Raw genomic sequence first — 24,817 nt, 5'->3', positions numbered from 1 at the left:
TAAACATTAATTGCTTCTATAATTTTTGTAGCTTAGATTTATTGCTCTAATTATTCATCGTATTCTTTTTGAATTTTGCTTTTCATAAAAAAGTATATAAAGAAACCAAATAATACGCCGCTAAATAAATATACACAGACTTGTAGTGGACTCAAACCATCTGAAAAATCGAGAAACATTGGTTCAAGAAAGTAATTGAGTGCTGCCATAACTACACCAAAGTAAACACCTGCTAGAGTGCAACGCATTCTATACTTCTTCAACAACTTTTTGTATTCTTGTTCATTATGTACACGGTCATTATCTAAATGATACTTTCTCATCTTCACCATTGAATAAATACTTATAAATATGAGTAAAGCAAAGAGACTAAACGTTCCCATACTATAATGATGATGGAATGCATCGTTGATTATATTGATTAATAGTAGTATAGGAAGGATTATCGAAACATACATTAACCCGGTACCTAAACTCTCAGCTATCTCTTGTTGCTCTCGCTCATCTCTCTCTGTAGATGTACCAATAAACCACTTCAGTAGTTTCTCATTCATCGCCATCGTCCTCCCAGAATAAAGTGTTTAAATCTGTATTCAGTGCTTTCGCCAACTTGATACATAGTGATAACGAGGGATTATATTTATTGTTCTCGATCATATTAATGGTTTGGCGCGAAACCTCTACTCTTTTGGACAATTCAAGTTGGGAAATGCCAAGCGCTTTACGATATTGATTTAATTTCGTCATGACTCATCTCCCTCTCTATGTCAAATATATATGACATTAGTAGAAGTGTCAAATATACCCGACATTTTTAACACTCGTTTTACTATCTCAAACTCACAACCAACCTGGTGACACCCTCACAACCACTTCAACCATCTACATAGCACAACACCTCAAATCGTGATATCGTTACTATATTACGGAGGTAAAGCTATGGTTTGGATCGCGATCGCACTATTCGTACTCACATTAATATTGGTTATCTGGCAACCCAAAGGTCTCGACATTAGTGTCCCTGCAATCATCGGTGCAGTACTCGCACTGCTCATTGGTGTCGTCTCGTTCAACGATGTCTTAGATGTTGCTCGCATCGTTTGGAACCCGACGTTAACGTTTGTCGCACTCATCATCGTTTCTATTATTCTCGATGACATCGGGTTCTTTGAATGGGCCGCGCGACACATGGTCCGTGCATCTCGTGGTCGCGGTTTCTTAATGTATCTTTACATATTAATTCTTGGCGCATTAATTAGTGCTTTCTTCGCTAATGACGGTGGTGCACTCATTCTGACGCCGATTGTGTTAGCCATCATGCGCACTTTAAACGCCAACAAGCGCGTTATCTTTCCATTTATCATTGGCTGTGGCTTTATCGCGGATACAACTTCCCTACCCTTCACTATCAGTAACTTAGTGAACATCATCTCTGCCGACTATTTCTCTATCGGCTTCATTGATTATGCGCTTCACATGATGATTCCGAACCTCTTTGCTTTGGGAAGTAGCATTGTGATTTTATGGTTGTATTTTCGAAAAGCCATCCCACAACAGTTCCATACTGAAGACTTAGTTGCACCACGAACAGCGATTAAAGACCAGAAACTATTCCGTTGGTCATGGATTGCGTTAATCATCTTATTCATCGGTTATTTAAGCAGTGCTTTTATCCAACTCCCTGTGTCCGTTATCGTAGGCATCGTCGCGCTCATCTTACTACTCATCTCAGCACGTTCAAAAGCAGTTGACACACGCAACGTACTTAAAGGTGCACCGTGGAATATCGTTCTCTTCTCGCTAGGTATGTATCTCGTCGTCTTTGGAGTGAAAAATGCAGGGCTAACCGAATTGCTTGCACACGGCCTGCACTACTTATCTGATCAAGGCCCTTTCGCCAGTGTAATGGGTATGGGCTTTCTGTCAGCAATCATGTCCTCTATCATGAATAATTTGCCGACTGTCTTTGTCAATGTGTTAGCAATCGACGAACTACATCTCACTGAGCCCATTCCGTCTGCCTTAGTCTACGCGAATATTATCGGTTCAGATCTCGGTCCGAAGATCACACCGATAGGCTCACTGGCGACGTTACTTTGGCTTCACGTATTGAGTAAAAAGGGTATCAAGATAAGCTGGGGTGTCTACTTCAAGACAGGTATCATCATTACTATCCCGGTACTCATCGTGACATTATTAGGATTATATTTAACATTGCTATTATGGTAAGTGGTTTAAAAAATGTGTGTTTCTGAGCCGCTTCTTAGTCAGATTTTTAAAAGAAGCGGTTATCTATCTTCGCATTTCCCTTTCTCATCGACATACATTATAATAAAACTTAATCCACTCTCATCAAGACAGAACACGACAAGAAGGTGACGACGATGACGCAATATCTTACGAAAGAAGAATTTCAACAACACGAAAAATTAAATGAAAATAGCCTTAGTAGCGTTAATGACAAATTAAATCAACTTCCCTCCGTTATCGAAGACAAAATCACTATCGCAATGAACGAAATGGAATTAAAGATGCTGGCTGAGTTCAAGTCGATGAGGAATAGCATCATATCGTGGTCATTAGCGGGATGTAGCACCCTGATCGCTTTCACAAGATTACTAGCTCGTTCACTCGGCTTAATCTAAACATCTATGATAGGTTCATGTTATTTCAAATCAATCTTCAATTTAACCTTTTCAATCGCTCATATTTTTACCGTTCAATAACTAAAGATACCTAACTGACACTATTACATCACGATACAACTTAATGAAAAGAGGTAACCTCCATGAAAGTACTACGACTCATTGTAACCCCTTTAAATCATTTTAAGAATCAGACATTAGATATAGACTTTACAGCTAGTCAACCTTTCGATCCGAACTTTCCAGAAGAGAGACTGACACGTATTAACCACTATATTTATGCGTTGAATACAGTGGCATTCATAGGTATGAATGCCTCAGGGAAAACAACGACACTAAATATTATTAAAAATTGCTTTGATTTATTTCTTAATCGCGGAAGCTTGAATGCCTCTTCCCAATTTCTCACTCATTTTGACAACGACGTTACCTGTACGATTTACCTCGCTCATGAGAATGCTTTATACCGAGCCCAAGTACAAATTAGTCAAACGGATAAAGATTGTTATATCACTGAAGAACATATTTTTAAAAGACGCCTTAACGCTAAAGTAAAAAGAAGAAACGTCTTTCAACCTGAGCTGTACGATGGTATATATGAAGTTATATACAAGGATCGTTCTCATCACTACTCAACACTTCCAGAACTAACGAATCTCAATTCTTTACCAAATGTATTAGAGTATCATTCTTCTATTTCAAATAAAGAATTGATAACGTTCCTAAGCGAAACCTCAAATCAACAATTTCTAGAGCACCTTGATAATTCTATTGAGTACTATAAAGTGATTTTTAATAACAATCCAGAAGTCGTAATTAAATTTAATAACAGAGAAAAGCCTTTACATTTAACAGAAGAGACGCTTCATTTATATATTTCATCAGGAACAAGAAAACTACTTACATTACTTTATGATATTATCCAAGCTCTCAAAACTGGTGGCTATCTTATAGTAGATGAAATTGGTAGCGACCTTGATCGACGCTATATTTTAGACTTGTTAAATTTCTTTTTGACTACATCAAACCAAAATGAAGCTACATTAATATTTAGTACTCATTATATTGAAGTTCTTGATTTAATAAGTCGTCAAGATAGCATTTATTTACTTAGAAATGATCAAGGTATCGATGTACAATGTTATACTAATTTGCTTTCTTCTTCTGAGCTTAATATGGCAGATATTAGCGATATATTCATGAGTGGATATTTGAAGACCTCTCCTCGTTACGTCGATCATCTCGCTATTAGAAAAAACGTAGATATGCTTGTGAAAGAGGAGACACTACAACTATGATATTACAAATTGATATCAATAATCCTATAGCGGTAATATGCGAAGGCAAGAGTGAGCAAACAATAATTGAAATTTTATTAGAAAGAGATTTACTCCTCTTTAATCGATCTCATCTCATAGATAGGCAAATTTTAAACAATGACTTCCGTAATCCTGAGAAATTTTCCAAAAGTTATCTTGCTTCTCGTTACTATGAGAATATAAGCGTAATCTTAATCCTTGACCATATCCAGTCTTTTGAAATTCCTCAGTTTTTTCAAAACAGCATTAAAGCCAAAATCTTTATTTTAACTCAACCTGAAATTGAAATTTTAATGATTTTGGCTTTAGGCCTTTTTAATGACTATCAAAAAGAGAAATCACGACATCATTTAAAACCTTCTATTTACCTGAAAAAGAAACTACGGGCGCCAGTTAAATCTTCACAATTTATCACTCAATTTTATCAACAATACGACCTCTTAAATGCTATTAATTTATATCATCACATCAGGCCTAATAAAAAAAGTTACTCTATTAAAAATCTCCTAAAGTAATTCAATTCCACTCTCTCCTGTGAACACTTAATGACTTTTACCATATGGAAACGCTTCTTGTGTTTGACCGCTCATCAGATAGTTTAAATAAATAATGTAAGACATTATGAACGTTGATGAAGCATTAAAGGAGGTTGCTTTATGAAATATATTGTAGTAGGAAGTTCTCACGCAGGATTTGAAGTTGTTCAAACATTATTGAAAGAAGATAAAGAAGCAGAAATTCATCTCTTCGAACGTGGCGACAAACCTTCTTTCCTCTCTTGCGGTATTCAAAGTTACTTAGAGGATATCTCCCCATCACTTGATTCACTCCACTATGCGACGGCAGATTCCTACGCTAAACAAGGCGTTAATGTTCACATCAATAGTGATGTGGTTGATTTAGATACAGACAATAAGACGGTTTCAGTCAATGAAGATGGCAAGTCTACAGAATATAGCTATGACAAATTATTCTTAAGCCCAGGTGGCGAACCGGTTGCCCCACCAATTGAAGGTATCAACGATTACAAAGGTATTTACTTCATGCGTGGTCGTGAATGGGCTGGCGAAATCAAAGCCCGTATGCAAGCTGCGAAGAAAGCTGTTGTAGTTGGTGGTGGCTACATTGGTATCGAAGCGGCTGAAGCCTTTGCGCAAGCAGGTATTGATACGAAAGTTATCGACGTTAACGACCGTATCCTTGCGACATATTTAGATGAAGAATTTACGCGTATTCTTGAAGATAACGCTAAATCACATGGTCTAGACTTTGTCGGTGGCGAGTACGTTCAACGTATCGAGGGTGATAACGACGGTAATATTACTCAAGTAGTGACAGATAAAAACACATACGAAGCGGACACAGTGCTCTTCGCAGTAGGTGTGAAACCTGCGACAGAATGGTTAGATGGTAAGATTGAACTTGGTGATAAAGGTGTAATCAATATTGACGAACATCTTCAAACATCTGCCAAAGACGTATATGCAGGTGGTGACGCAACACTTATCCCTTACGCACCTACTAATGAAGAACGCTATATTGCCCTAGCGACTAACTCTCGCCGTCAAGGTGTGATAGCAGCTAAAAATATGGCCGGTAAACAATTGAAAATGCCGAAAGTATCAGGTACGTCCGGCTTAAGTCTCTTTGATTACAAATTCGGTCAAACAGGTCTTCATGAGACGGAAGCGGACAGTTATGACGGTAATCTAGGCGCAACATTCGTTCAAGAACCAATCAGACCGAAATTCATGCAAGATGACGCGACTGTACACATGAAGATTATGTACGACAAAGATAGTCATCGCATTCTCGGCGGTCAATTGATGTCTAAAGAAGATATGGTCGAATCTATCAACACACTTTCTGTTGCTATCAATGCAGGTTGGACACTCGAACAACTTGCGATGGTCGACTTCTTCTTCCAACCTGACTTCGATCGTCCTTGGAACTACCTCAACGTGCTTGCACAAGAAGCGTTAGGCGACACATTCGGTAGTGACCAAATGCTCTTCTAGTTGAGTAGATGAAAGTTTTATAAATTATGAGTCCAAGTTGAATTCACTTTTCAATTTGGACTCTTTTTTTGATTAGGTAAATTTTACCGCCCTTTCCTCTTTCTGCATAAAACTCCCCTATAAACACGATATAATTCGATTCCACACTGTCTGATATCTCTGTTTATTAAAAATTTCTTAATTTTACCAACTTTTTTATGAAAAGTCATCTTATTTTCTATTATTTTGTGTTACCATATTTTTGAATATCATTTTACATAAATAGGGGTGATTGACATGAAATGTCCAAATTGTGGACAGCCAGTAGATGAACAAGATATCTTCTGTGGCGAATGTGGGACAAAGTTAAAAGACCCGTCTACAGATAAATCCGCTTCTTCTACTGATAAAGACAAAGCACATACTCAAGCAGAAACTTCAAACACATCTCAAGAACATAAAGAGCATCTAGTAAAGACTGACAACGAGCAACACGCAACGCATCGCTACGATCAAGAAGGAACAACTTCTAATCAAGCACGTTCCGAATCACAGAATCATCATCAAGCGCAAGATCATCAACCTCAAGACAATAAGCAAGCAACATACAAACAGCGACCTCATCAGAATAATTCATACCAACAGAACAACTCACAACCAACTCAGAATCACCACACAAATTCACAATCTTCTCAGAATCAACAACCTCAAGGACCTGATTTCAAACAACACTCAACAGATATATTTAATGAGATGAAAGACTTCTTTAGAACTGCATTTACACGACCTGACCAAATCATTTCTAGTTCTAAATCATTTAGCGCTAAAACACTAGTAACATTGTTAGTTGCTGGCTTTATCGTTACAGCTGTGTTCTTAGCTATCATGATACCAGAAGGCTTTCTTGAAACATTCTTGCAAACAGAGAAAAGTTCAGCGATTGGTTCATTCATATTCGCTTTATTCATTGGACTGATTATCTTATTCTTTGTAACTTATTTATTATTACGCATGATAAACGTGAATATACCTTTACAGAAATTCCTATCAGACTTTGTATTAATTAATACAATTCCTGTTGTCTTATTCCTTATAGGATGTCTGTTAGTACGCATGCATGCATTTACTGTCGCAATTACGATTCTCATCTTATCACTATTAATGCTAATGGTAACGCCCGTGTACCTAATGACGAAGAACAGTCATCAATATCAGTTACGTATGCCAGTCATTTATGCGATTCTTATATACTTCCTAATCGTTGCATTTATCTTACGTATCTTTGTAGAAAGTTTCATTACTGATTCAATCGGATCAGCTGCTGACGCACTAGATGGAATATTTGACCAGTCATCAGGTGGTTACTAATTAAAGGAGGTATCTTATGAATTTCTGTGGTAACTGTGGTGCACGAGTCAAAGAGGGACAGAAGATTTGTACTCAATGTGGTAAGCCTCTCAACTCAAAGCGTCACTCAGACACACAATCGAACCACAACCAAGATACAACCGACCGTAATCGATCACAGCACGACTCAAATCAACAACGTTCGCAATCTAAATCTTCGAACAAACGATTCTGGATTATCCTTATTATTATCGTATTAATCCTAGCTGCTTTGTTCGCTGCTTATAAAATCATTAGTTCACAGCTTTCTGCTAAAAAAGAAAGTGAGACGATTGCTCATGATATTCGAAAAGGTAAGACTGGAGATTTATCTAAGCATTTAAAGTCTGACGGTAAACACTTGTCTAAGACTGAAACGAAAGCTTGGTACAGATATATCAAACAAGAAGACAGTCCATCACGCATTGCCGATGAAGTAGAGACTGTTGGTAAGAAGATGACCAAGCATAACTATCATCAAATGGGCGTTTCTTCAGGCGATCAAAACGTCTTTAATGTGAAACGTGATGGTAAGCAGTATGGCATTTTCAAAAAATACGCATTTGAAGTTCCTAAACAACAAGTGACGATTGATCCTGACGACTCAGGCGAATTGAAATATGAGTACAATGGAAAAACGCGTAAATCCAACCTGACAGAAGAGAACACTAAAACATTAGGTTCTTTCCCATTAGGTATTTATGACCTTAAAGCACAACAAGACGTCGATGGTAAGAAATTCAAAGGCGGACTCTCAATTGATATGTCAGCTAATGAACCACAAGCCGAGACGAACTTTAAACAAAAACGCTTTACAGTATCAATTGACTCAAGCTCATACGACTCTGACTCACTCAAGCTCTACATCAATGGTAAAGAGCAAAGTGACTTTGATGAATATGAAGATGAAGAATTCGGCCCTTACTCTCCAGACGATAAAGTCGAAGTATATGCGACTACGAAAGTTGAGGGTAAAGTATTCAAATCTAACACTGAGAACGTCTCAAGCCCTAGCGGTGGCGATAAGTCAACAACTGTAGAGCTCACTTTCGACGACGATGCGATTGACGAACACGAAGATAAAGAGCTAGATAAGAAGTTAGATGACGATGACGACGATGATGACAGCAGTAGTTCTAGTTCAAGTCATACATCAGTGACACGCGACAACGTCATTGATAAAGTCGAATCTTACGAAGGTCATAAGCTAGATACAGATGAATACACTTACCAAGAACCTGAGAAACATGGCGACACTTGGGGCTTCTCTTTCACAGATAAAGATGGCGACCTCGCTGGCTCATACAAGATTGATGCAGATGATGGTTACGTCACAGAATACGATGAGGATGGAGAAGAAGTCTCCTCAGGTTATTAAACTATAGGTAAAAGTAGTTTCCAATTTCGATGTTAAAATTATAAAAAAGCTCGTAGATCGCTTAAACAGCATCTACGAGCTTTTAATTATGGTACGATTTTTAATTTATTATTGCTTACTCCAATCCAATTGTTGGTAAATCGTATCATCGACGAGAATTTCAACATTATCATGTTGATGCAAAATTGAAGCTGGCAACACTTCTGAAACTTTGCCTTCAATCAATTGTTGGATCGCATTCGCTTTTTTATCACCAAATGCTAGAAGAATAATACGCTTCGCTGACATAATAGAACCTAAGCCCATTGAAATCGCTTGAGTAGGCATATCCTCTGTACGTTCAAAATGTACTTTATTCGCATTAATTGTAGATTCTGTTAAATCGACAACACGTGTTTTACTCTCAAATGAAGCACCTGGTTCATTGAAGCCAATATGCCCGTTCTCTCCGATACCTAGTAGCTGAATATCAACAGGGCCTTCCGCTTCTAACTGCGCTTCGTAATCTTTAATTTCCTTGGAAATATCCTCTGCTTTACCGTTCGGCACGTGGATATTCTTAGCGACCCAGCTTGAATTGTGATTAAATAAGTTCTCATGCATATACGTATGGTAACTATCTTTGTCTCCCTGACCTAGACCAACATACTCATCCAGGTTGAACGTATGCACCTCAGATAAATCCGTTTGATTCAAGTTGATCAACTCGATTAAATCAGGATAAACCTCTAACATCGTATCTCCTGTAGCTAACCCTAGCGTCGTTTGAGGATGCGCTTTTACTTGTTTGATAATTTCAATTGCAGCGTATTCACTTGCTACACGCTTGTTCCCCATATTCAATATCTTCATAAAATCACCTTTTCCCTTAATTTATCATTAAATCCCTAGATATTCTTCGATTTCATTTTTGAGAGAAGGACAGAAATCTACTTGATTTCGTTGTCCTTCCCCCGCAAGGCTGGCTAGATTTCGAAAAAGGTAATCTACCCTTTCCGAATTCAGCCAGCTACTGCGACGTTTAACGTGTCTTATATATTAAGATGAGACGCTGTATATAAGTTTCTTAAACAAACTCAAAACTAACTTCCCGCCACCTCCGATTACTTTAAATATACCGTTTATAAAATTGTTAATCAATATAACACATGACTTTGAAAATACTTTTCATAAATAGCCATAGTCGCACCCTCTTCTTCACTCCAACGTACACTTGCGCATTTTATTAAATATAAAATTTAACAGTTATGCATTCATAGCGATCATCTACGGACTATTCCCCACACCGCTTCAATCTAGTGTTACCTTTAATACAGAGTTGAAATACTCTTAGGGAGGTGACTGATATGGTCGAAAAGATTATTGCGGTAATTAAATCAATTCTTGCTCCATTTGTATCAGGTGGCTTCCAAGACAAGTAATTTCAACTGAGTGACTGATAACTCTTTTTCAATATCGTAAAGATGCAGTCGAGGTTTTTTATTCATCCATGTTTCTACCTCGGCTGTATTTTTCTGTCTTGTTTTCGCAATCACATAACCTTCCCACCCTATTCTCGAACCCCACATCACCAACTAACTATTCTGTTTACGCATTAATATTTTTCTTATAAAAGTTGTTGTCACAAGCAATATGTTTCACATCAATTTTACCCAACTAGTATACTTGAAATAGCTTAACAAAGGAGTGATAGGTATGAGCACTTTCTCTAATGAAGAAAAGGTGCAGATCTTATCAGACATTGTGGCAATGAATACAGTGAATGATAACGAAATCGAGGTATGTAAATACTTACAGGACCTCTTCAAACAACATGGTATTGATTCTCGCATCCAAGAACTAGATGAGCATCGTGGAAACTTAATTGCCGAAATTGGTGAAGGCTCACCTGTACTTGGTATTTCTGGCCATATAGACGTCGTTCCTGAAGGTAAGCATGAACAGTGGACGTACGATCCTTTTACTCTTACAGAAGATGACGGCATGCTATATGGTCGCGGTGCAGCTGATATGAAATCAGGACTCGCCGCTTTAGCCATCGCAATGATTGAGATTAAAGAGAACGATTTACTGAAGAAAGGTCGCATTAAATTTATCGCGACATCATGTGAAGAGAAAGCACAGCTCGGTTCACAGAAAGCGTACGAAGCTGGCGAAATGGATGAGGTTGATGCCCTAGTCATCGCTGAACCTTGTCAGAACATGCTCGTAATTGCCCACAAAGGTTCCATGGACTACCGCATTATCTCTAAAGGGCACGCTGCACACAGTTCTATGCCTGTAATTGGTAAAAATGCGATACTACCGCTTATTGATTTCGTTAAAGATATCGACGACGCTTACCATCAAATTATCAAAGGTAATCGCAGTCAATCGCTCGATTTAAGTGGTATGTATGATAAACTTGCGCCACAACTTCCTCAATCCATCGATCCTGAATATGTCAAAGACGTTATCGAAGGATTAGTGATTAGTAATACGGTTATCTCAGGCGGTACACAAGTTAACTCTGTACCTGACTCTGCAGAAGCTGAATTCAATATCCGTACAATTCCGGAATACAATAATGAGAAAGTGAAACAACTCTTTAACGAGACATTAGATAAACACAACCAAAATGGTGCAGACCTTGAAAGCGACCTTTATCTTGACTTGGAATCTGTGCTTACGAATGGTAACAATGACCTCGTGAAATATGGTAAATCCATCGCAGACCGTAAGTTCAACGATAATTTCAAAGCAGCACCAACTGTCGCAATTACTGATGCGTCTAACTTACTACGCGACAAAGATGAGAACTTCCCATTCATCGTGTTTGGTCCTGGTGAGAACCCACATCAAATCGACGAATGTGTGCGTAAAGACAAATATCTCGACTTCACTGAGTATTATGTAGAGCTCTTTACGACTTATCTTGAAAATAGCTAAAGCGTTAAATAAGTTACGTTTTTTCAATATCTTAACTGTCTTAATATGAAGCAAAACGCCCCTCGCTATATGATGTAGTGAGGGGTGATTTGTATATCGATAGTTCCCACCATTGAAATTGAGCTAAGCCGAACGCCTTTCTGCCTCAGACGAAAGCGATACTACCCCAGACATCTTCTACAATGAACTTACGTTGGATATCCCCCTTTTCTCACTACACTCGCCCAACATACAAAAACACCCCACAGCTGGAGTGTGCTCTCCAACTATGGGGTGCATCGCACTTAAATTATGCTTTTTGTGCTTTTTTCTCAGCTTTTTTAACTGCTTTCTCACGTTTACGTTCTTCACGCAATTTCTTACGCATTTTCTTATTGATTTTTTGTGCATTCTTATAATATTTACTTTCGAAGTAACTAGATGAACCAATGTAATAGAAGATTAACGCAACAATCGCAATGACTAAGAAGTCATATGGATAATGGATTAAGTTGATACCTTTGAATTCTTTACTACCGATGAATGATAGTAATGCAAGAATTACTAAGTACACGATAATCCATAAACTACCGCCGATTTGTTTCGTCGTATTCTTCCAGTTCATTTTATACTCGTAGAAGAAATAAATCGGTAAACCGAGAATGATAATAAAGATGACTTCTGCTGTCGTTGGCCACATTGCCCAATAGATAGCAAGTGAAGCCAAGACGAATGAGAATGGTGCCATAAATTTCAACATACCTGCTCTGAATGGGCGATGTAGCTTAGGACCCATTTTACGTAAAGCGATGACCGTCGTAGGACCTGTAAGATAGGCTACTAACGTTGCTGTTGAAATTACGCTGGCTAACGTACCCCAGTCACGGAATAACGTTACCATCACCATACTGATAATCGCGTTAAAAGCAATCGCAATACGCGGAATGTTGTATTTCTTGTTAATCTTACCTAAGAATTTAGGAATATGACCATTCTGTTCCATCGCTTGTAACACACGGCCTGTGACAGCTACGAATGATACACCTGTACCGAATGGCGAAACCACTGCTTCAATATATAGCAGAATTGCAAGCCAGTTCAAGCTTAATAAGATCGCCATGTCAGCGAATGGTGAGTTGAAGTTAATACCACTCCAACCATGTTCATGTAACATACTTGTTGGCATAGACGTGATAAACGTACTTTGTAGGATGATGTAAAGTACGGCACTGATCACGAGTGAAATCACTACGCCACGTGCGATATTCTTCTCAGGTTTGTACACTTCAGACCCCATATTAATGATCGTCTGGAAAGCGTTAAATGAGAAGATAATCCCTGAGGCAGTGGTTGCCGCAAAGATAGGCGCACTACCATATGGCATAAACTGATTAATAGAGTGACCGTAGTTACCTGTATGGAAACCAGATAACATTAACATGATAATCGTTAATAATGGCACACCTAATTTAAATACTGAAATTAAGCTTGTAAATGATGTTAAAAGTTTCACTGACCAATAGTTAAGTAATGAGAAGACCGCGATAATCGCATAAACAGCGATTAATCCTACGGTACTGATTTGGCCATTGTGCATTAAATGACCCATAAACTTCGCCCAGTCCCAAGGCCAAGAACTCATGTATTGAACAGCAGATACTGCTTCGATCGGAATGATAGTAACCAATGACACCCAGTTCGCCCATGAAGCGATAAAGCCGAGTAACGAACCGTGCGTATATTGCGCGTAGTTACTCATTCCACCGGATTGTGGGAACATGACACCAATCTCGATATAGTTATATGCGATTGTCCCGATAACGATGAAACCGATAATCCATGAGAGGATCGCAGCTGGTCCTGCTATAGATGATGCTTCCCAGGCACCAAAGAGCCAGCCCGAACCAATTAACGAACCGAGTCCGAGTAATATAAGTTGCGGTAAATTAATCTTACCTTTGTGTTTATCTTGTGACATAATAACTCCTATTTCTTTTATATTCATGATAGTCAAGGCACTGCGAATCGTTAACGATTATACAATGCATTGCATACTTTGCTATTATACTCTAAAACGCAATATCGTCAAATCAACGCCTACAGTAGATGAGTTATTCATTCTGTTGTATTAATATACTAAATAATGGCTTTGAATGCATATCTCGCAACTATGTAGAAGACCGCTTAAACACTTGTAGTCAGCATTATAATAGATAATTTTTACACGTTACTAAAATATGCATTAAAGTGTATTCATTGTAAGCGCTTTTACAAATTAAAATATCCTCTAAACTACTAGAGCGCCAGTGTTTATAGAGATTTTATAAGTTATCTAGGGTGAATTTTACACTTTTAACTAAAATCTAAATAGAAAAAGTAGTATACGCATCAAAACAGTAAAAGTTCTTGCGCATACTACTTCAAAACATGTAACTCAAATCATGATAACTCATTATTTGTCTATTCTATTGTAGATAAATGTGCCAAACACGATGCTCTTACTTACGGAATCTCTCGTCAATAGTGTCGTTATTAATATCGTTAAGTCTATCCACACTCACATGGCTACCTTTCTTATAATTGAGACGATGTTTCTTCGCTAGCTTCTCTTTATAATCTTCAAGCGGTATCATCTTGAAGTGTGCTTTACCTTTATGGGTCTTCGCGTTCTGAGGCTCATAATGTGTCACGACTGCACGCCACTTCACATTCTTCACTTTCGTCTTCGCATTTTTATCTAAATCAAAGTGTAGGTTACCGCCGAGAATATTGTTCTCATCGCCTGTAGCTTGGCCGTTAAGGAAGTTACCTAACGAGTACGCAACAAGTGTCTTATTACCGTCTTTCCCTTTCATCCACTGCATAGGTTGAATGACGTGAGGATGCGTACCGATAATGACATCTGCACCTTGATCGGCAATGTAATGCGCGTAGTCTTTCTGCTTATCAGTAACCTTATGCGTGCCTTCTTTACCCCAGTGGGCTGACACCATCACGACATCGCTGACTTTCTTCGCTTGCGCAATATCTTTCTTGATGAGCTTTTTATCGAAACGGTTAATATTATATTGGTGATCTGGCTGGATACCGTTCGTGCCATATGTATAGCTGACGAGCGCCACCTTCGTACCATTGACGTTCTTTACCGTAATATGGTCACGTTCTTTCTGGCTGCGATATGTACCTGTGTAGGTCGCTTGGTCTTTCAAATGATCCCAAATACTGAGCTCATTGTACAAACCACTCATCCCTTGGTCGAGCGCGTGGTTGTTAGAGCCATTGACGAGGTTGAATCCTGTATCAATAATGTCTCCTGCCACTGCACTTGGTGTGTTAAAACGCTTAAAACCATGGAAAGGCTTATCGTCTCCACCCATTGGCGATTCTTGGTTGATAAAGGAAATATCTGCTGATGACATACGTTGCTTCAAAGGTTCATACATCGGTTTAAAATCATAAGAACCATCGACTTGTCGAGCATCATTATAGACCGCTGGATGAATCAAATTGTCTCCCACTGCTTCAACTGAGATCTCATCATCTTTAGCGCACGCTTGAGAGAAGCCCATGACGCCTATGCACAAAACAAATAATATGATTGAAGTAAATAATTTCCTCATTAACTTTATCTCGCTTTCTATATATTTTATAAAAGTAAATCTTATCCTTAATATAACAAAAACATAAAATAAGTATAGTCTTTTTATGAAAATAGTTAAAAAAGCCTACAGTTTCTTGCGCTGAGGAGTAGGGTAAAATGAGAACTAAGAATGAATTAATCGAGGAGTGACGAATAAGTGGAATATTTAACATATGGAGATCATAAAGAACAATTTATTGAAGTTTATCAGACTGATGATAATGCAAATTGGTTAGCTGTCGTGCATGGTGGCTATTGGCGTCAACGTATTGGTGTAGAGAAGATGCACCCCTTTGTGGAAAAGCTCGTTAACTTCGGCTTCAATGTCGTTAATATTGAATACCGTCGTGGGGAGCACCCTTGGCCAACGCCAGAAACAGATGTGCAACAAGCGCTTGAAACATTCAAGTCATCTGAGTACTTCCGTACAAAAGGTCAGCTCACTGTTATCGGTCATTCAGTTGGAGGTCAACTGGCGTTTAACAATGCGCAATATGCCGATTACATCGTGGCACTCGGCCCAGTGACAGATGTAAAATTCACACGTGACCACCATCTCGGTGATGATGCAGCACTTGAATACTTTGGTGATGCGTCAGATGAGGCCTTATACCAAGCTTCACCTCTTTCACGTCTACCTCTGAGTGTGCCTACACTGATCTTACATGGTGTAGACGATGACAAAGTACTCATCGATACGACTTTCGATTACATTGAACAGAATGAGGGCGATGTGATTGATTTACTTGCGCCTGCCAAACTTGATCACATGGTAGCGATTGAACCCGATATGCCGTTCTTCGATCATATGGTAGACTGGATTCGTAATCATTCTTTATAACAAAATCGTAAGCCGAACATATGAGGAGGACGACAAGTGAAACCGGTATACTTTAACCACGATGGTGGCGTAGATGATTTAGTTTCTTTATTTTTATTACTTCAAATGGAAGAAATCGATTTAATTGGTGTTAGTGCGATTGGTGCGGATAGTTACATTGAACCTGCCGTCAGTGCTTCAGAAAAAATTATTCAACGCTTCGGCCACCAACCTATTGAAGTGGCTGCTTCGAAAGCGCGATGCAAGAATCCTTTTCCAAAAGAGTGGCGCATGCATGCGTTCTTCGTAGATGCACTACCCGTCTTAAATGAACATTACGAAACTAACGATAAGGATATCACAACGCATGTGGAAGCCTATCAAGATATTATCGATAAAGTAACACAGAGTGAAGAACCAGTAACATTGCTATTTACTGGTCCATTAACTGATTTAGCGCAAGCACTCACAGTAGACCCAACCATCACTTCACAAATCGAACGTTTAGTATGGATGGGTGGCACCTTCCTCGACAAAGGTAACGTCGAAGAACCTGAACATGATGGCACTGCAGAGTGGAACGCATTCTGGGATCCCGAAGCTGTCGCAACGGTCTTCAACTCAGAAATCGAGATTGATATGGTCGCATTAGAAAGCACGAATCAAGTTCCTTTAACGTGGGAAGTGCGTCAAATGTGGGCACGTGAACGTCAATATATCGGAGTTGAGTTCTTAGGAGTGAGCTATGCAGCGATGCCACCGTTAACGCATTTCCAAACTAACTCTACTTATTTCTTATGGGATGTGCTCACGACTGCGTATACCGGCGAGGCTTCCCTCGCTCATAAACATACGGTCAAAGCATCGGTGGTAACAGAAGGTCCAAGCCAAGGTCGCACGTATATCGATGAGACACATGGTCGCTTAGTAGGCGTCGTCGATGATGTAGATCGTGACGACTTCTTCCGCTACATTACTGATTTAGCTAAAAAAGCAGAATAAAGCGAAAGTGTTAGTTGAGTGCAGCCCAGCGCGGTAGCTGTCTGAATTCGAGATGGCTATCGCTTTCTTGAACTCTAGTCACCCTCGCGGAGGAAGGACAACGAAATCACAGATTTCTGTCCTACTCCCAAACAAGGGAAAGTTGTTAAATAAAAACAATATAGTACTATTTTCCACCCACGCTAAAAGGTCCTTAATTGAGCCGCTCCAGACTCAATCAAGGACCTCTTTCATTTTACTAATAAGATATTAAGCTTGCTTACTCATCTTCTTATAACCCGGACGAACGAAGATCATCGCCACAATACCGATCACTGCTGATACTACAGCTGAGATAAACATTGATTTATAGCCATAAGATGATACGAGAATACCTGTTAACGTTGGCGCGATAATTGTCGCTGAGTTAACGAAGAAGTGTGTAATACCTCCGTATGTACCTGCATTCTTAGGCGCAGTATCGATAACGACAGCCCAGTATACCGCGTTCGGTAAGAAGAGGAATGCTACCCCTAACATCATTAAGAACATAATCATCGGTACACTATTTGTCGTTGGAATAATCAAGAAACAAATAGCTGCAAGAATCATACCAAAGATCGATAATCCTGAACGTGCAATCCATAAATTTCCTGTCTTCGTACGTAACCAGTCAGATAAACGACCACCGAAGTAAGCTGTAAAGACAGCACCGATCCAAGGAATCATACCTAAATACCATAGTGAATGGATTTCAAAGTGGTACTCGTCTTGTAAGTACTTTGGCGTCCAAGTTAAGACTAAGAAGTTGATGTATTGGAAGCCGAAGTAACCAATTGTATTAAAGATAAGCGTTGGACTCTTGAAGAAGTGATACCAACGTTCATTAGAACTATCTTCCGTTTCCACTGTCTTCTCACCTGAGAATGTATCGTCAGTCGAACGGATGGCCGCCAACTCTTCTTTCGATACTTTCGGATGATCTTCTGGATAGTTCGTAAACATCTTACTCCAAATAATTACCCAAACGATACCGAGTGCACCCATTAATATGAATAGTACACGCCAAGTTGTTACAGATAATAAGAATGACGCGATAGGCGCTGTGATTAACGCACCTAGTGGCACCCCGATTAAACCTAACGCTGAAAGTAAGCCACGTTCTTTCGGAGCAGCCCAGTTCGCGTTCGTCTTGTTCATCGTAGAGAATAACGGTCCTTCAGAGAATCCGAAGAGGACACGTAGGACACCGAAACCTGCAAGTGCTGAACCACCAAAGACAGCGAGTCCAAGTTCACCTGCGAAAGCCATGGCCATTTCAAACACAGACCATAACGTACCTGCGACGATCCAAACGAATTTAGGTCCTTTCTTATCTGATAAGATACCTCCGAATAATGAACCGAGCATGTAACCATAACCGAAATAACCAAGAATTGAGCCCCATGCGACTTTGTCGAAACCAAATTCTTTAATAATGTCAGCTTGGGCATACGAAATTGAACCACGGTCAATGTAGTTAATCATAGTCATGAGTACAATCATCGTGATGATGACATAACGATATTTTTTCATGTTCCCCACCCTTTGTTTATCAATTTACTGAGAATTCTTAATCTTTCTATATGTATAAAACTACAATAACCTTAAATGAAAGCGCTGTCAATTATGAATAAGTTATCATGTTGTATCAGTTTTTACGTAAAAAGTAATCATTCCTCTCTTTTACAACATGAAAAATCCCTCCAACAAAGCGTTCAATAACACTTCGTCAGAGGGATTCATTGTTCGTTATTTTACAACTGACCTATTCTATTGAATTGTGCCCGCATCTTCATCATGCACCCCATGTTTGTAATAGTCGACATATTGAGGTGCTAAAGGTTCTTTTCCTAGAATAATATCTGCTGCTTTCTCAGCTAACATCAACACTGGAGAGTGGATGTTACCGTTTGTCGTACGTGGCATAGCAGATGCGTCAACGACACGTAAGTTCTCCATACCGTAAACTTTCATAGTGAGTGGATCTACAACAGCCATTGGGTCATCTTTAGGCCCCATCTTCGCACTACAAGATGGGTGTAATGCTGTTTCACCGTCGTTCTTAACCCACTCAATAATTTCTTCATCTGTTTGTACGTCAGGTCCTGGAGAAATTTCGCCTGCATCAAATGGTTTAAGTGCAGGTTGTGACAGGATATTACGTGCAACTTTAATCGCTTCGATCCATTCACGCTCATCCTCTTTCGTTGATAAGTAGTTGAAGACGAAATCTGGATGTTCAAATGGATCTTTAGATTTGATCTTCAAGCTACCGCGTGAATTAGAGTACATTGGTCCCACGTGAACTTGGTAACCATGTTCTGTCTTCGCTTTCTGACCATCATAACGTACCGCTAATGGTAAGAAGTGGAACATCAAGTTAGGATAATCGACATCATCGTTTGAACGGACGAAACCGCCACCTTCGAAGTGGTTCGATGCAGCTGCACCTTTACGGCCTAGAATCCATTGTAAACCGATGAGTGGCATCTTGAGTTTATTCAAGCTTGGTTGCATAGACACAGGTTTCTTACAAGCGTGTTGAATGTAGACTTCAAGATGGTCTTCAAAGTTCTCTCCGACACCAGGAAGGTGGATGCGGGGTTCAATACCGATTGAACGGAGATGCTCTGAATCACCGATACCTGACAATTGTAGAAGTTGTGGTGTATTGAATGCACCACCTGAAAGGATAACTTCTTTCGCATTCACTGTATGTTCTTTACCATTCTTCTTGTAAGTTACGCCTGTCACACGACGACCTTCGAAGTTTAAACGTGTAACGAATGCACGTGTTTCAACATTTAAGTTAGGACGTTTCATCGCAGGTCTCAAATAGGCTCTTGAAGCTGACACACGACGACCATGATGGACTTGGCTGTCGAATGGACCAAAGCCTTCTTGTCTGAAACCATTTACGTCAGGTGTCTTTTTATAACCCGCTTCAACTGCTGCATCAAAGAACGCTTGGAATAACGGGTTCTTCGCAGGTCCACGTCTGAGCTTGATCGGACCGTGTAAACCACGGATTGGGTCATTCTTCTCTGCACCAAATGTTGTCTCTAAACGTTTGAAGTAAGGTAAGCAGTGGGCATAGTCCCAAGTTTCCATACCTTTAGGCGCACCCCAACCTTCGTAGTCCATTGGGTTACCACGTTGATAAATCATACCGTTGATAGAGCTTGATCCGCCGAGCACTTTACCACGTGCGTGAGAAACTTTACGGCCATTCATATGTGGCTCTTTATTTGTAGAGTAAATCCAATCGTAGAATTTATTACCTGATGGATACATCAAGGCTGCTGGCATTTGAATAAGTAAATCCCAAGGATAGTCACTACGTCCTGCTTCAAGAACGAGCACTTCTTTCGTACCGTCTGCAGTCAAGCGGTTACCGAGTACTGAACCGGCACTACCGCCACCGATAATAATATAGTCATATTGCTTGTCTGTGTGTTGATTCGCCATACTTTCTATAACCCTCCTAGTGAAATACGCTGTTCTACGTTACTTTACTTGTTTATATTTTTAAAAATGAAAGGTTGAACGTGCGACGGAAATCTTTAACAGAACATCTTACACGTTACAACCTTCTTGTGTTGCTATCACATTGTGTTACTAAAATCAGTGTAGCTTAGTCGTTATTAAACCAATCGACAGTTTCTGGAGCTTGGTTTGTAAGAATATGTTTCGTATTGAGGTATTCTTCAAGTCCTTCTTTACCTAACTCTCTACCGATACCTGATTGTTTATAGCCACCCCATGGCGCTTGTGCGAAGTAAGGGTGGAAGTCATTAATCCAAACTGTACCGAGCTTCAATTTGCTAGCAATGCGTTGTGCTTTTCCAATATCTTGAGAGAAAATCGCACCTGCTAAGCCGTAAATTGAATCATTTGCAAGTTTGATTGCTTCTTCTTCGTCTGAGAATCCTTCGACAGTAACGACTGGGCCGAAGACTTCTTCTTGTACGATGCGCATTGACGTATCGCAATCTGTAATCACTGTAGGTTCAAAGAAGAAACCTTGTTGTAAGTCTTCACGTTCAGGACGTTTACCTCCCACTGCGATTGTCGCACCATCTTGTTTAGCAACTTCCATGTAACCTTCAACTTTATCACGATGTTCTTGAGAGATGAGTGGACCTACTTCTGTCTCATCGTCGAAGCCATTACCTAATTTAATTTTTTTAACGCGGTCGATAAGTGCTTTTTCAAATTTATCTTTAATATCGTTGTGCACTAAGATACGTGAACCTGCTGAACATACTTGACCAGCGTGGAAATAAGCACCGTTAAGCGCTTGGTCTACTGCCACGTCGAAGTCTGCATCGTCAAAGATGATGTTAGGGTTCTTACCACCTAACTCAAGTGCAATATTAGTGACATGATCTGCCGCCTGTTTCATGATGTGCTTACCAGTTTCAATACCACCAGTGAATGATACGAGATCAACTTCTTCATGAGATGACATCGGATTACCAACTTCAGCACCGTCACCTAATACGAGGTTGATGACACCTTTAGGGAAGCCCACTTCTTCCATCATTTCAAACACGCGAATGGTAGTGAGCGGTGTGATTTCACTAGGTTTCATTACGAGTGAACAACCTGCCGCTAATGCTGGAGCAATCTTCCATGATGCTTGTAATAATGGATAGTTCCAAGGTGTGATTTGCGTTACAACACCTAAAGGTTCTTTCACGACGCGACTTTCAGTACCTTGGATAGGTGAATTGATGATTTCGCCGCCTTCTTTATCAGCGAGACCTGCGTAGAACATAAACACATTGTGAATATCGTCCATATCTGCAAGTGATTCTGTGTATGTCTTACCAGTGTCTAGCGTTTCTAATTGTGCAAGCTCCTCACGATGTTCTTTGATTTGATCAGCAATTGCGCGTACTTTCTTACCACGTTCCTCAGCAGTTTCATTCGCCCACTCACCTGATTCAAATGAGCGACGTGCTGCAAGAATAGCGCGTTCAGTATCTTCAGCCGTACCTTCCGCAACTTGGAAGATAACTTCTTGGTTATATGGATTGATGATGTCTCTTGTAGCTTGATTTGAGCTATCTACCCAAGCACCATCAATATATTGTTGATGAGATAAGTTTTTTAATACGTCCATAACTGCACCTCCGTTAAGTTTGTTAAATTTTTATTTAACGAATTTTTCAAGATTATCTTAGCATGTGCAATTTTAAACTGTCAACCCTGTTGTAATGGTTACTTATAGTAAAAGAGAAGCAGAACTGCGTCTCAAATCGTTGATACGACTTCATTCGCACGTCTGCTTCTCTCTTTTATTTCATTTTACTTTTTTAAAATGTGTGCGTTGTTAGTGGATAAGTCTAGCGCTTGCCTTTCTTTATCCCGTTGGCGCAGTGAAAGCGTTTCGCATTTTAGGAGTCGAAAAAGGTATGCAGCGACGTTTACTACCCGTAAACCAGCTAATACCTTTTAAAGAGGGCGACAAAGGCAAACACTTGTCATCACCTAACCCGTTGGCGCAGTGAAAGCGTTTCGCATTTTAGGAAACAAGAAAATAACGCAGCGACGTTTACTACCCGTAAACGAGCCAGTTATTTTCAAAGTTGACAACAATTGCAAACGCTTGTCAAAAGCCAACACTACAGGTTGTCGTTGTGGTGGATGTCACGCTTATCCTCAGCAACCTGCACAATCCGTAGAGACCGTCTTTCAATCTCTTTATGCTTATCCGCACGCTGTTGCAACCGTATCCGGTCATTACCCAGCGTCCGCATAAAGGAAACCATCATGATAAGGAAGATGACGATTAATGGCACACTTGCCAGAATCGATGCTGTCTTCAGTACTTCTAATGCACGTTCGCCACCTACGAGCATAAGTGAGAACGGTAATAGACATAATGCGAATGCCCAGAACAAACGATTGGCTCTTAATGGTTCGCCAATAACGACTTTTTGAGAAGCCGAAGCAAGGATGTATGAACCAGAATCGAATGTTGTAGCCAAGAATAAGAACGCTGAAATTAAGAATAAGACAATCGTAATACTTGGCATTGGTAAGTGATGCATCACTTCGATGATCGTCGCTTCGGTACTGTGGTGATTTAAGAAATTAATCACATCGAATTCATGTGTAATTTGAAGATAAACCGCATAGTTACCAAAGATACCGAAGAATAAGATACAACCTAATGTACCGTAGACCATTGTTCCGAGCACGACTTCTTTCAATGTACGACCTTTAGAAATACGTGCGATAAAGAGTCCGATAAATGGCGCATATACGATCCACCATGACCAATAGAAGATAGTCCATTGTTGAGGGAAGTTCGTTTCTTTACGTCCACCGATACCACCAAATGGCTCAAGCCATGTTGCCATATGGAAGAAGTTCTTCAGTAAGTCCCCAACACTTGTCACAGTCGTTTCCATCATGAAGACAGTAGGTCCAATGATGAATACGAAGGCAAGTAATAAGAATGAGAGCCATACGTTGACGTCACTCAGCTTTTGAATCCCTTTCTTCAAACCTGTATATGAACTAATCGCAAAGATAACAGTAATGGTCAGCAAGATAATACTGCGCATAACCATGTTCTCACCGTCTAGTCCTGTTAGACGTTCGATACCTGCAGAAATCATCGGTACACCGAGTGCGAGTGATGTTGCCGCACCGCCGAGTAAACCGAAGATAAATAGAATGTCGACAATTTTACCTAATAACTTATCCGTTTGACCTTTCAAGATCGGACGGCAAGCTTGGCTAATCTTGTAAACAGGTTTCTTCTTAACGAATACGAGATAACCAATCGGTAAAGCTGGTAACACATAGATAGCCCAAGCGATTGGACCCCAGTGGAACATCCCGTATGTAGTGGCGTAAGAAAGCGCCTCATCTGTCATACCTTTCGCTCCATTTGGCGGATCTTGGTAGTAGAACGCCCATTCGATAACACCCCAGTAAAGGATGTCTGAACCAATCCCTGCACAGAAGAGCATTGCTGCCCAACTGAAGTTATTAAATTCAGGGCGATCTGTCGCTTTCCCTAAAGTCACATTTCCATATTTACCAAATGCGATATAGAGTACAAATCCGAGTATTAGCAGTCCTAGTGCTAAATATACTGCCCCAAGTGAACCCGAAATCGCATCGTTAATTCGAGTTATGACATCTTGACTTGCTTTTGGAAAGACCATCATAGGAATAACCGCGACAAGTAGTACGACGACGGCACCTATGAAGGTCGTCCAGTCCATGACCTTCCCTTTTTTCAAAGTTAAACACTCCTTACATATCTATCTTGTGTAAATCTTGAATGAAAGTGGTATAGATTAACCTACACTCGCCCTCGTGGTTCGTGCAGATATTTCTTTGTATGTACAGACATGAGACTAACTAATATTAAATAAAAATGCAAATTCATCATAAAATATTGTATCTAACCTAATGAATAATTATATAAAAACGAAGTACAAGAGCATGAGAATTCTCTTTCGTTAACACTTTGTTAAGTTACGATTTAACGAATTGAACAGACTTAATAGTTTGGCATTTATGTATATTTATGCTTTTTAAACGTATATAAATAAATTTAAAAATACAGCTTAATCCTTTCCTTCAATCCCTGCTTTATACCACTTTTCGACATTAAATCCATTTCTATAGAAATTACCACTTCAAAAATTAGTTGAGCGTGCCCCCCTATACAAAC

The 24,817-nt window shown here is 39.7% G+C and carries 19 protein-coding genes; 10 read left to right on the top strand and 9 right to left on the bottom strand.

Annotation, left to right across the window (positions count from 1 at the left end; all coding sequences use genetic code 11):
* Window positions 1-50 precede the first annotated feature (50 nt).
* Both HMPREF2802_RS03280 and HMPREF2802_RS03275 read right to left on the bottom strand, forming a co-directional pair.
* Window positions 51-554: a DUF3278 domain-containing protein gene (locus tag HMPREF2802_RS03280; protein WP_002471725.1), complete on the bottom strand. Its 504-nt coding sequence runs from the start codon at window positions 552-554 to the stop codon at window positions 51-53.
* Window positions 547-747 carry a helix-turn-helix transcriptional regulator gene (locus HMPREF2802_RS03275; protein ID WP_002471721.1) on the bottom strand — a complete coding sequence of 67 codons (201 nt, stop codon included), beginning with the start codon at window positions 745-747 and terminating at the stop codon, window positions 547-549. Before HMPREF2802_RS03275 ends, HMPREF2802_RS03280 begins: the two co-directional genes overlap by 8 nt.
* A gap of 192 nt (window positions 748-939) precedes the next feature.
* Here HMPREF2802_RS03275 and HMPREF2802_RS03270 point away from each other — a divergent pair, with 192 nt between their 5' ends.
* The 7 genes from HMPREF2802_RS03270 to HMPREF2802_RS03240 all read left to right on the top strand — a co-directional run bounded on the left by HMPREF2802_RS03270 (window position 940) and on the right by HMPREF2802_RS03240 (window position 8,725).
* The gene (locus HMPREF2802_RS03270; RefSeq protein WP_070502742.1) at window positions 940-2,229 is read left to right on the top strand and encodes an arsenic transporter; all 1,290 of its coding nucleotides are present in this window, start codon (window positions 940-942) and stop codon (window positions 2,227-2,229) included.
* 155 nt (window positions 2,230-2,384) lie between these two features.
* Complete coding sequence (locus HMPREF2802_RS03265) at window positions 2,385-2,645, top strand: hypothetical protein (RefSeq protein WP_070502741.1); 261 nt, start codon at window positions 2,385-2,387, stop codon at window positions 2,643-2,645.
* Between the two features lie 143 nt (window positions 2,646-2,788).
* Window positions 2,789-3,943, top strand: a complete 1,155-nt coding sequence (locus HMPREF2802_RS03260) for an AAA family ATPase (RefSeq protein WP_070502740.1) — start codon at window positions 2,789-2,791, stop codon at window positions 3,941-3,943.
* Entirely contained in the window at window positions 3,940-4,479 is a 540-nt protein-coding gene (locus HMPREF2802_RS03255) for a hypothetical protein (RefSeq protein WP_070502739.1), read from the top strand. The genes HMPREF2802_RS03260 and HMPREF2802_RS03255 overlap by 4 nt, the downstream gene beginning before the upstream one ends.
* 141 nt (window positions 4,480-4,620) lie before the next feature.
* The gene (locus HMPREF2802_RS03250) at window positions 4,621-5,982 is read left to right on the top strand and encodes an FAD-dependent oxidoreductase (protein WP_070502738.1); all 1,362 of its coding nucleotides are present in this window, start codon (window positions 4,621-4,623) and stop codon (window positions 5,980-5,982) included.
* Between the two features lie 276 nt (window positions 5,983-6,258).
* A complete protein-coding gene (locus tag HMPREF2802_RS03245; RefSeq protein ID WP_070502737.1) occupies window positions 6,259-7,329 on the top strand; it encodes a zinc ribbon domain-containing protein in 1,071 nt (356 codons plus the stop codon).
* A gap of 16 nt (window positions 7,330-7,345) precedes the next feature.
* Window positions 7,346-8,725, top strand: coding sequence for a TcaA 3rd/4th domain-containing protein (locus HMPREF2802_RS03240; RefSeq protein WP_070502736.1), 1,380 nt, complete (start codon window positions 7,346-7,348; stop codon window positions 8,723-8,725).
* Window positions 8,726-8,833: 108 nt separating this feature from the next.
* Here HMPREF2802_RS03240 and nagB read toward each other — a convergent pair whose 3' ends face one another.
* Window positions 8,834-9,577, bottom strand: a complete 744-nt coding sequence (gene nagB, locus HMPREF2802_RS03235; protein ID WP_070502735.1) for a glucosamine-6-phosphate deaminase — start codon at window positions 9,575-9,577, stop codon at window positions 8,834-8,836.
* 843 nt (window positions 9,578-10,420) lie between these two features.
* Here nagB and HMPREF2802_RS03230 point away from each other — a divergent pair.
* Window positions 10,421-11,653, top strand: coding sequence for an ArgE/DapE family deacylase (locus tag HMPREF2802_RS03230; RefSeq protein ID WP_070502734.1), 1,233 nt, complete (start codon window positions 10,421-10,423; stop codon window positions 11,651-11,653).
* 289 nt (window positions 11,654-11,942) lie between these two features.
* Here HMPREF2802_RS03230 and HMPREF2802_RS03225 read toward each other — a convergent pair whose 3' ends face one another.
* A complete protein-coding gene (locus HMPREF2802_RS03225) occupies window positions 11,943-13,610 on the bottom strand; it encodes an APC family permease (RefSeq protein ID WP_070502733.1) in 1,668 nt (555 codons plus the stop codon).
* A gap of 520 nt (window positions 13,611-14,130) precedes the next feature.
* Window positions 14,131-15,252: a CapA family protein gene (locus HMPREF2802_RS03220; protein WP_102696146.1), complete on the bottom strand. Its 1,122-nt coding sequence runs from the start codon at window positions 15,250-15,252 to the stop codon at window positions 14,131-14,133.
* A gap of 177 nt (window positions 15,253-15,429) precedes the next feature.
* On the opposite strand from HMPREF2802_RS03220, the gene HMPREF2802_RS03215 reads away from it, so the two are divergent.
* Both HMPREF2802_RS03215 and HMPREF2802_RS03210 read left to right on the top strand, forming a co-directional pair.
* A complete protein-coding gene (locus tag HMPREF2802_RS03215) occupies window positions 15,430-16,113 on the top strand; it encodes an alpha/beta hydrolase (protein WP_070502731.1) in 684 nt (227 codons plus the stop codon).
* Between the two features lie 36 nt (window positions 16,114-16,149).
* A complete protein-coding gene (locus HMPREF2802_RS03210; protein ID WP_070502730.1) occupies window positions 16,150-17,094 on the top strand; it encodes a nucleoside hydrolase in 945 nt (314 codons plus the stop codon).
* Window positions 17,095-17,343: 249 nt separating this feature from the next.
* On the opposite strand, the gene HMPREF2802_RS03205 is transcribed toward HMPREF2802_RS03210, so the two are convergent.
* From HMPREF2802_RS03205 to HMPREF2802_RS03190, 4 genes are all read right to left on the bottom strand, one after another.
* On the bottom strand, window positions 17,344-18,648 hold the full coding sequence (locus HMPREF2802_RS03205) for an MFS transporter (protein ID WP_070502729.1): 1,305 nt from the start codon (window positions 18,646-18,648) through the stop codon (window positions 17,344-17,346).
* A 237-nt stretch (window positions 18,649-18,885) separates the two neighbouring features.
* The gene (gene betA, locus HMPREF2802_RS03200; protein WP_049407307.1) at window positions 18,886-20,583 is read right to left on the bottom strand and encodes a choline dehydrogenase; all 1,698 of its coding nucleotides are present in this window, start codon (window positions 20,581-20,583) and stop codon (window positions 18,886-18,888) included.
* Window positions 20,584-20,749: 166 nt separating this feature from the next.
* Entirely contained in the window at window positions 20,750-22,243 is a 1,494-nt protein-coding gene (gene betB / locus HMPREF2802_RS03195) for a betaine-aldehyde dehydrogenase (RefSeq protein ID WP_002471432.1), read from the bottom strand.
* Window positions 22,244-22,745: 502 nt separating this feature from the next.
* Window positions 22,746-24,380 carry a BCCT family transporter gene (locus HMPREF2802_RS03190; protein ID WP_049409436.1) on the bottom strand — a complete coding sequence of 545 codons (1,635 nt, stop codon included), beginning with the start codon at window positions 24,378-24,380 and terminating at the stop codon, window positions 22,746-22,748.
* Window positions 24,381-24,817: the final 437 nt, after the last annotated feature.

It is taken from the genome of Staphylococcus sp. HMSC071G07 (assembly GCF_001811435.1).
GTDB classification, from domain to species: domain Bacteria; phylum Bacillota; class Bacilli; order Staphylococcales; family Staphylococcaceae; genus Staphylococcus; species Staphylococcus pettenkoferi.
The sequence above is the reverse complement of the archived record's forward strand: the minus strand, read 5'-3'. Positions and strand labels throughout refer to the sequence as shown.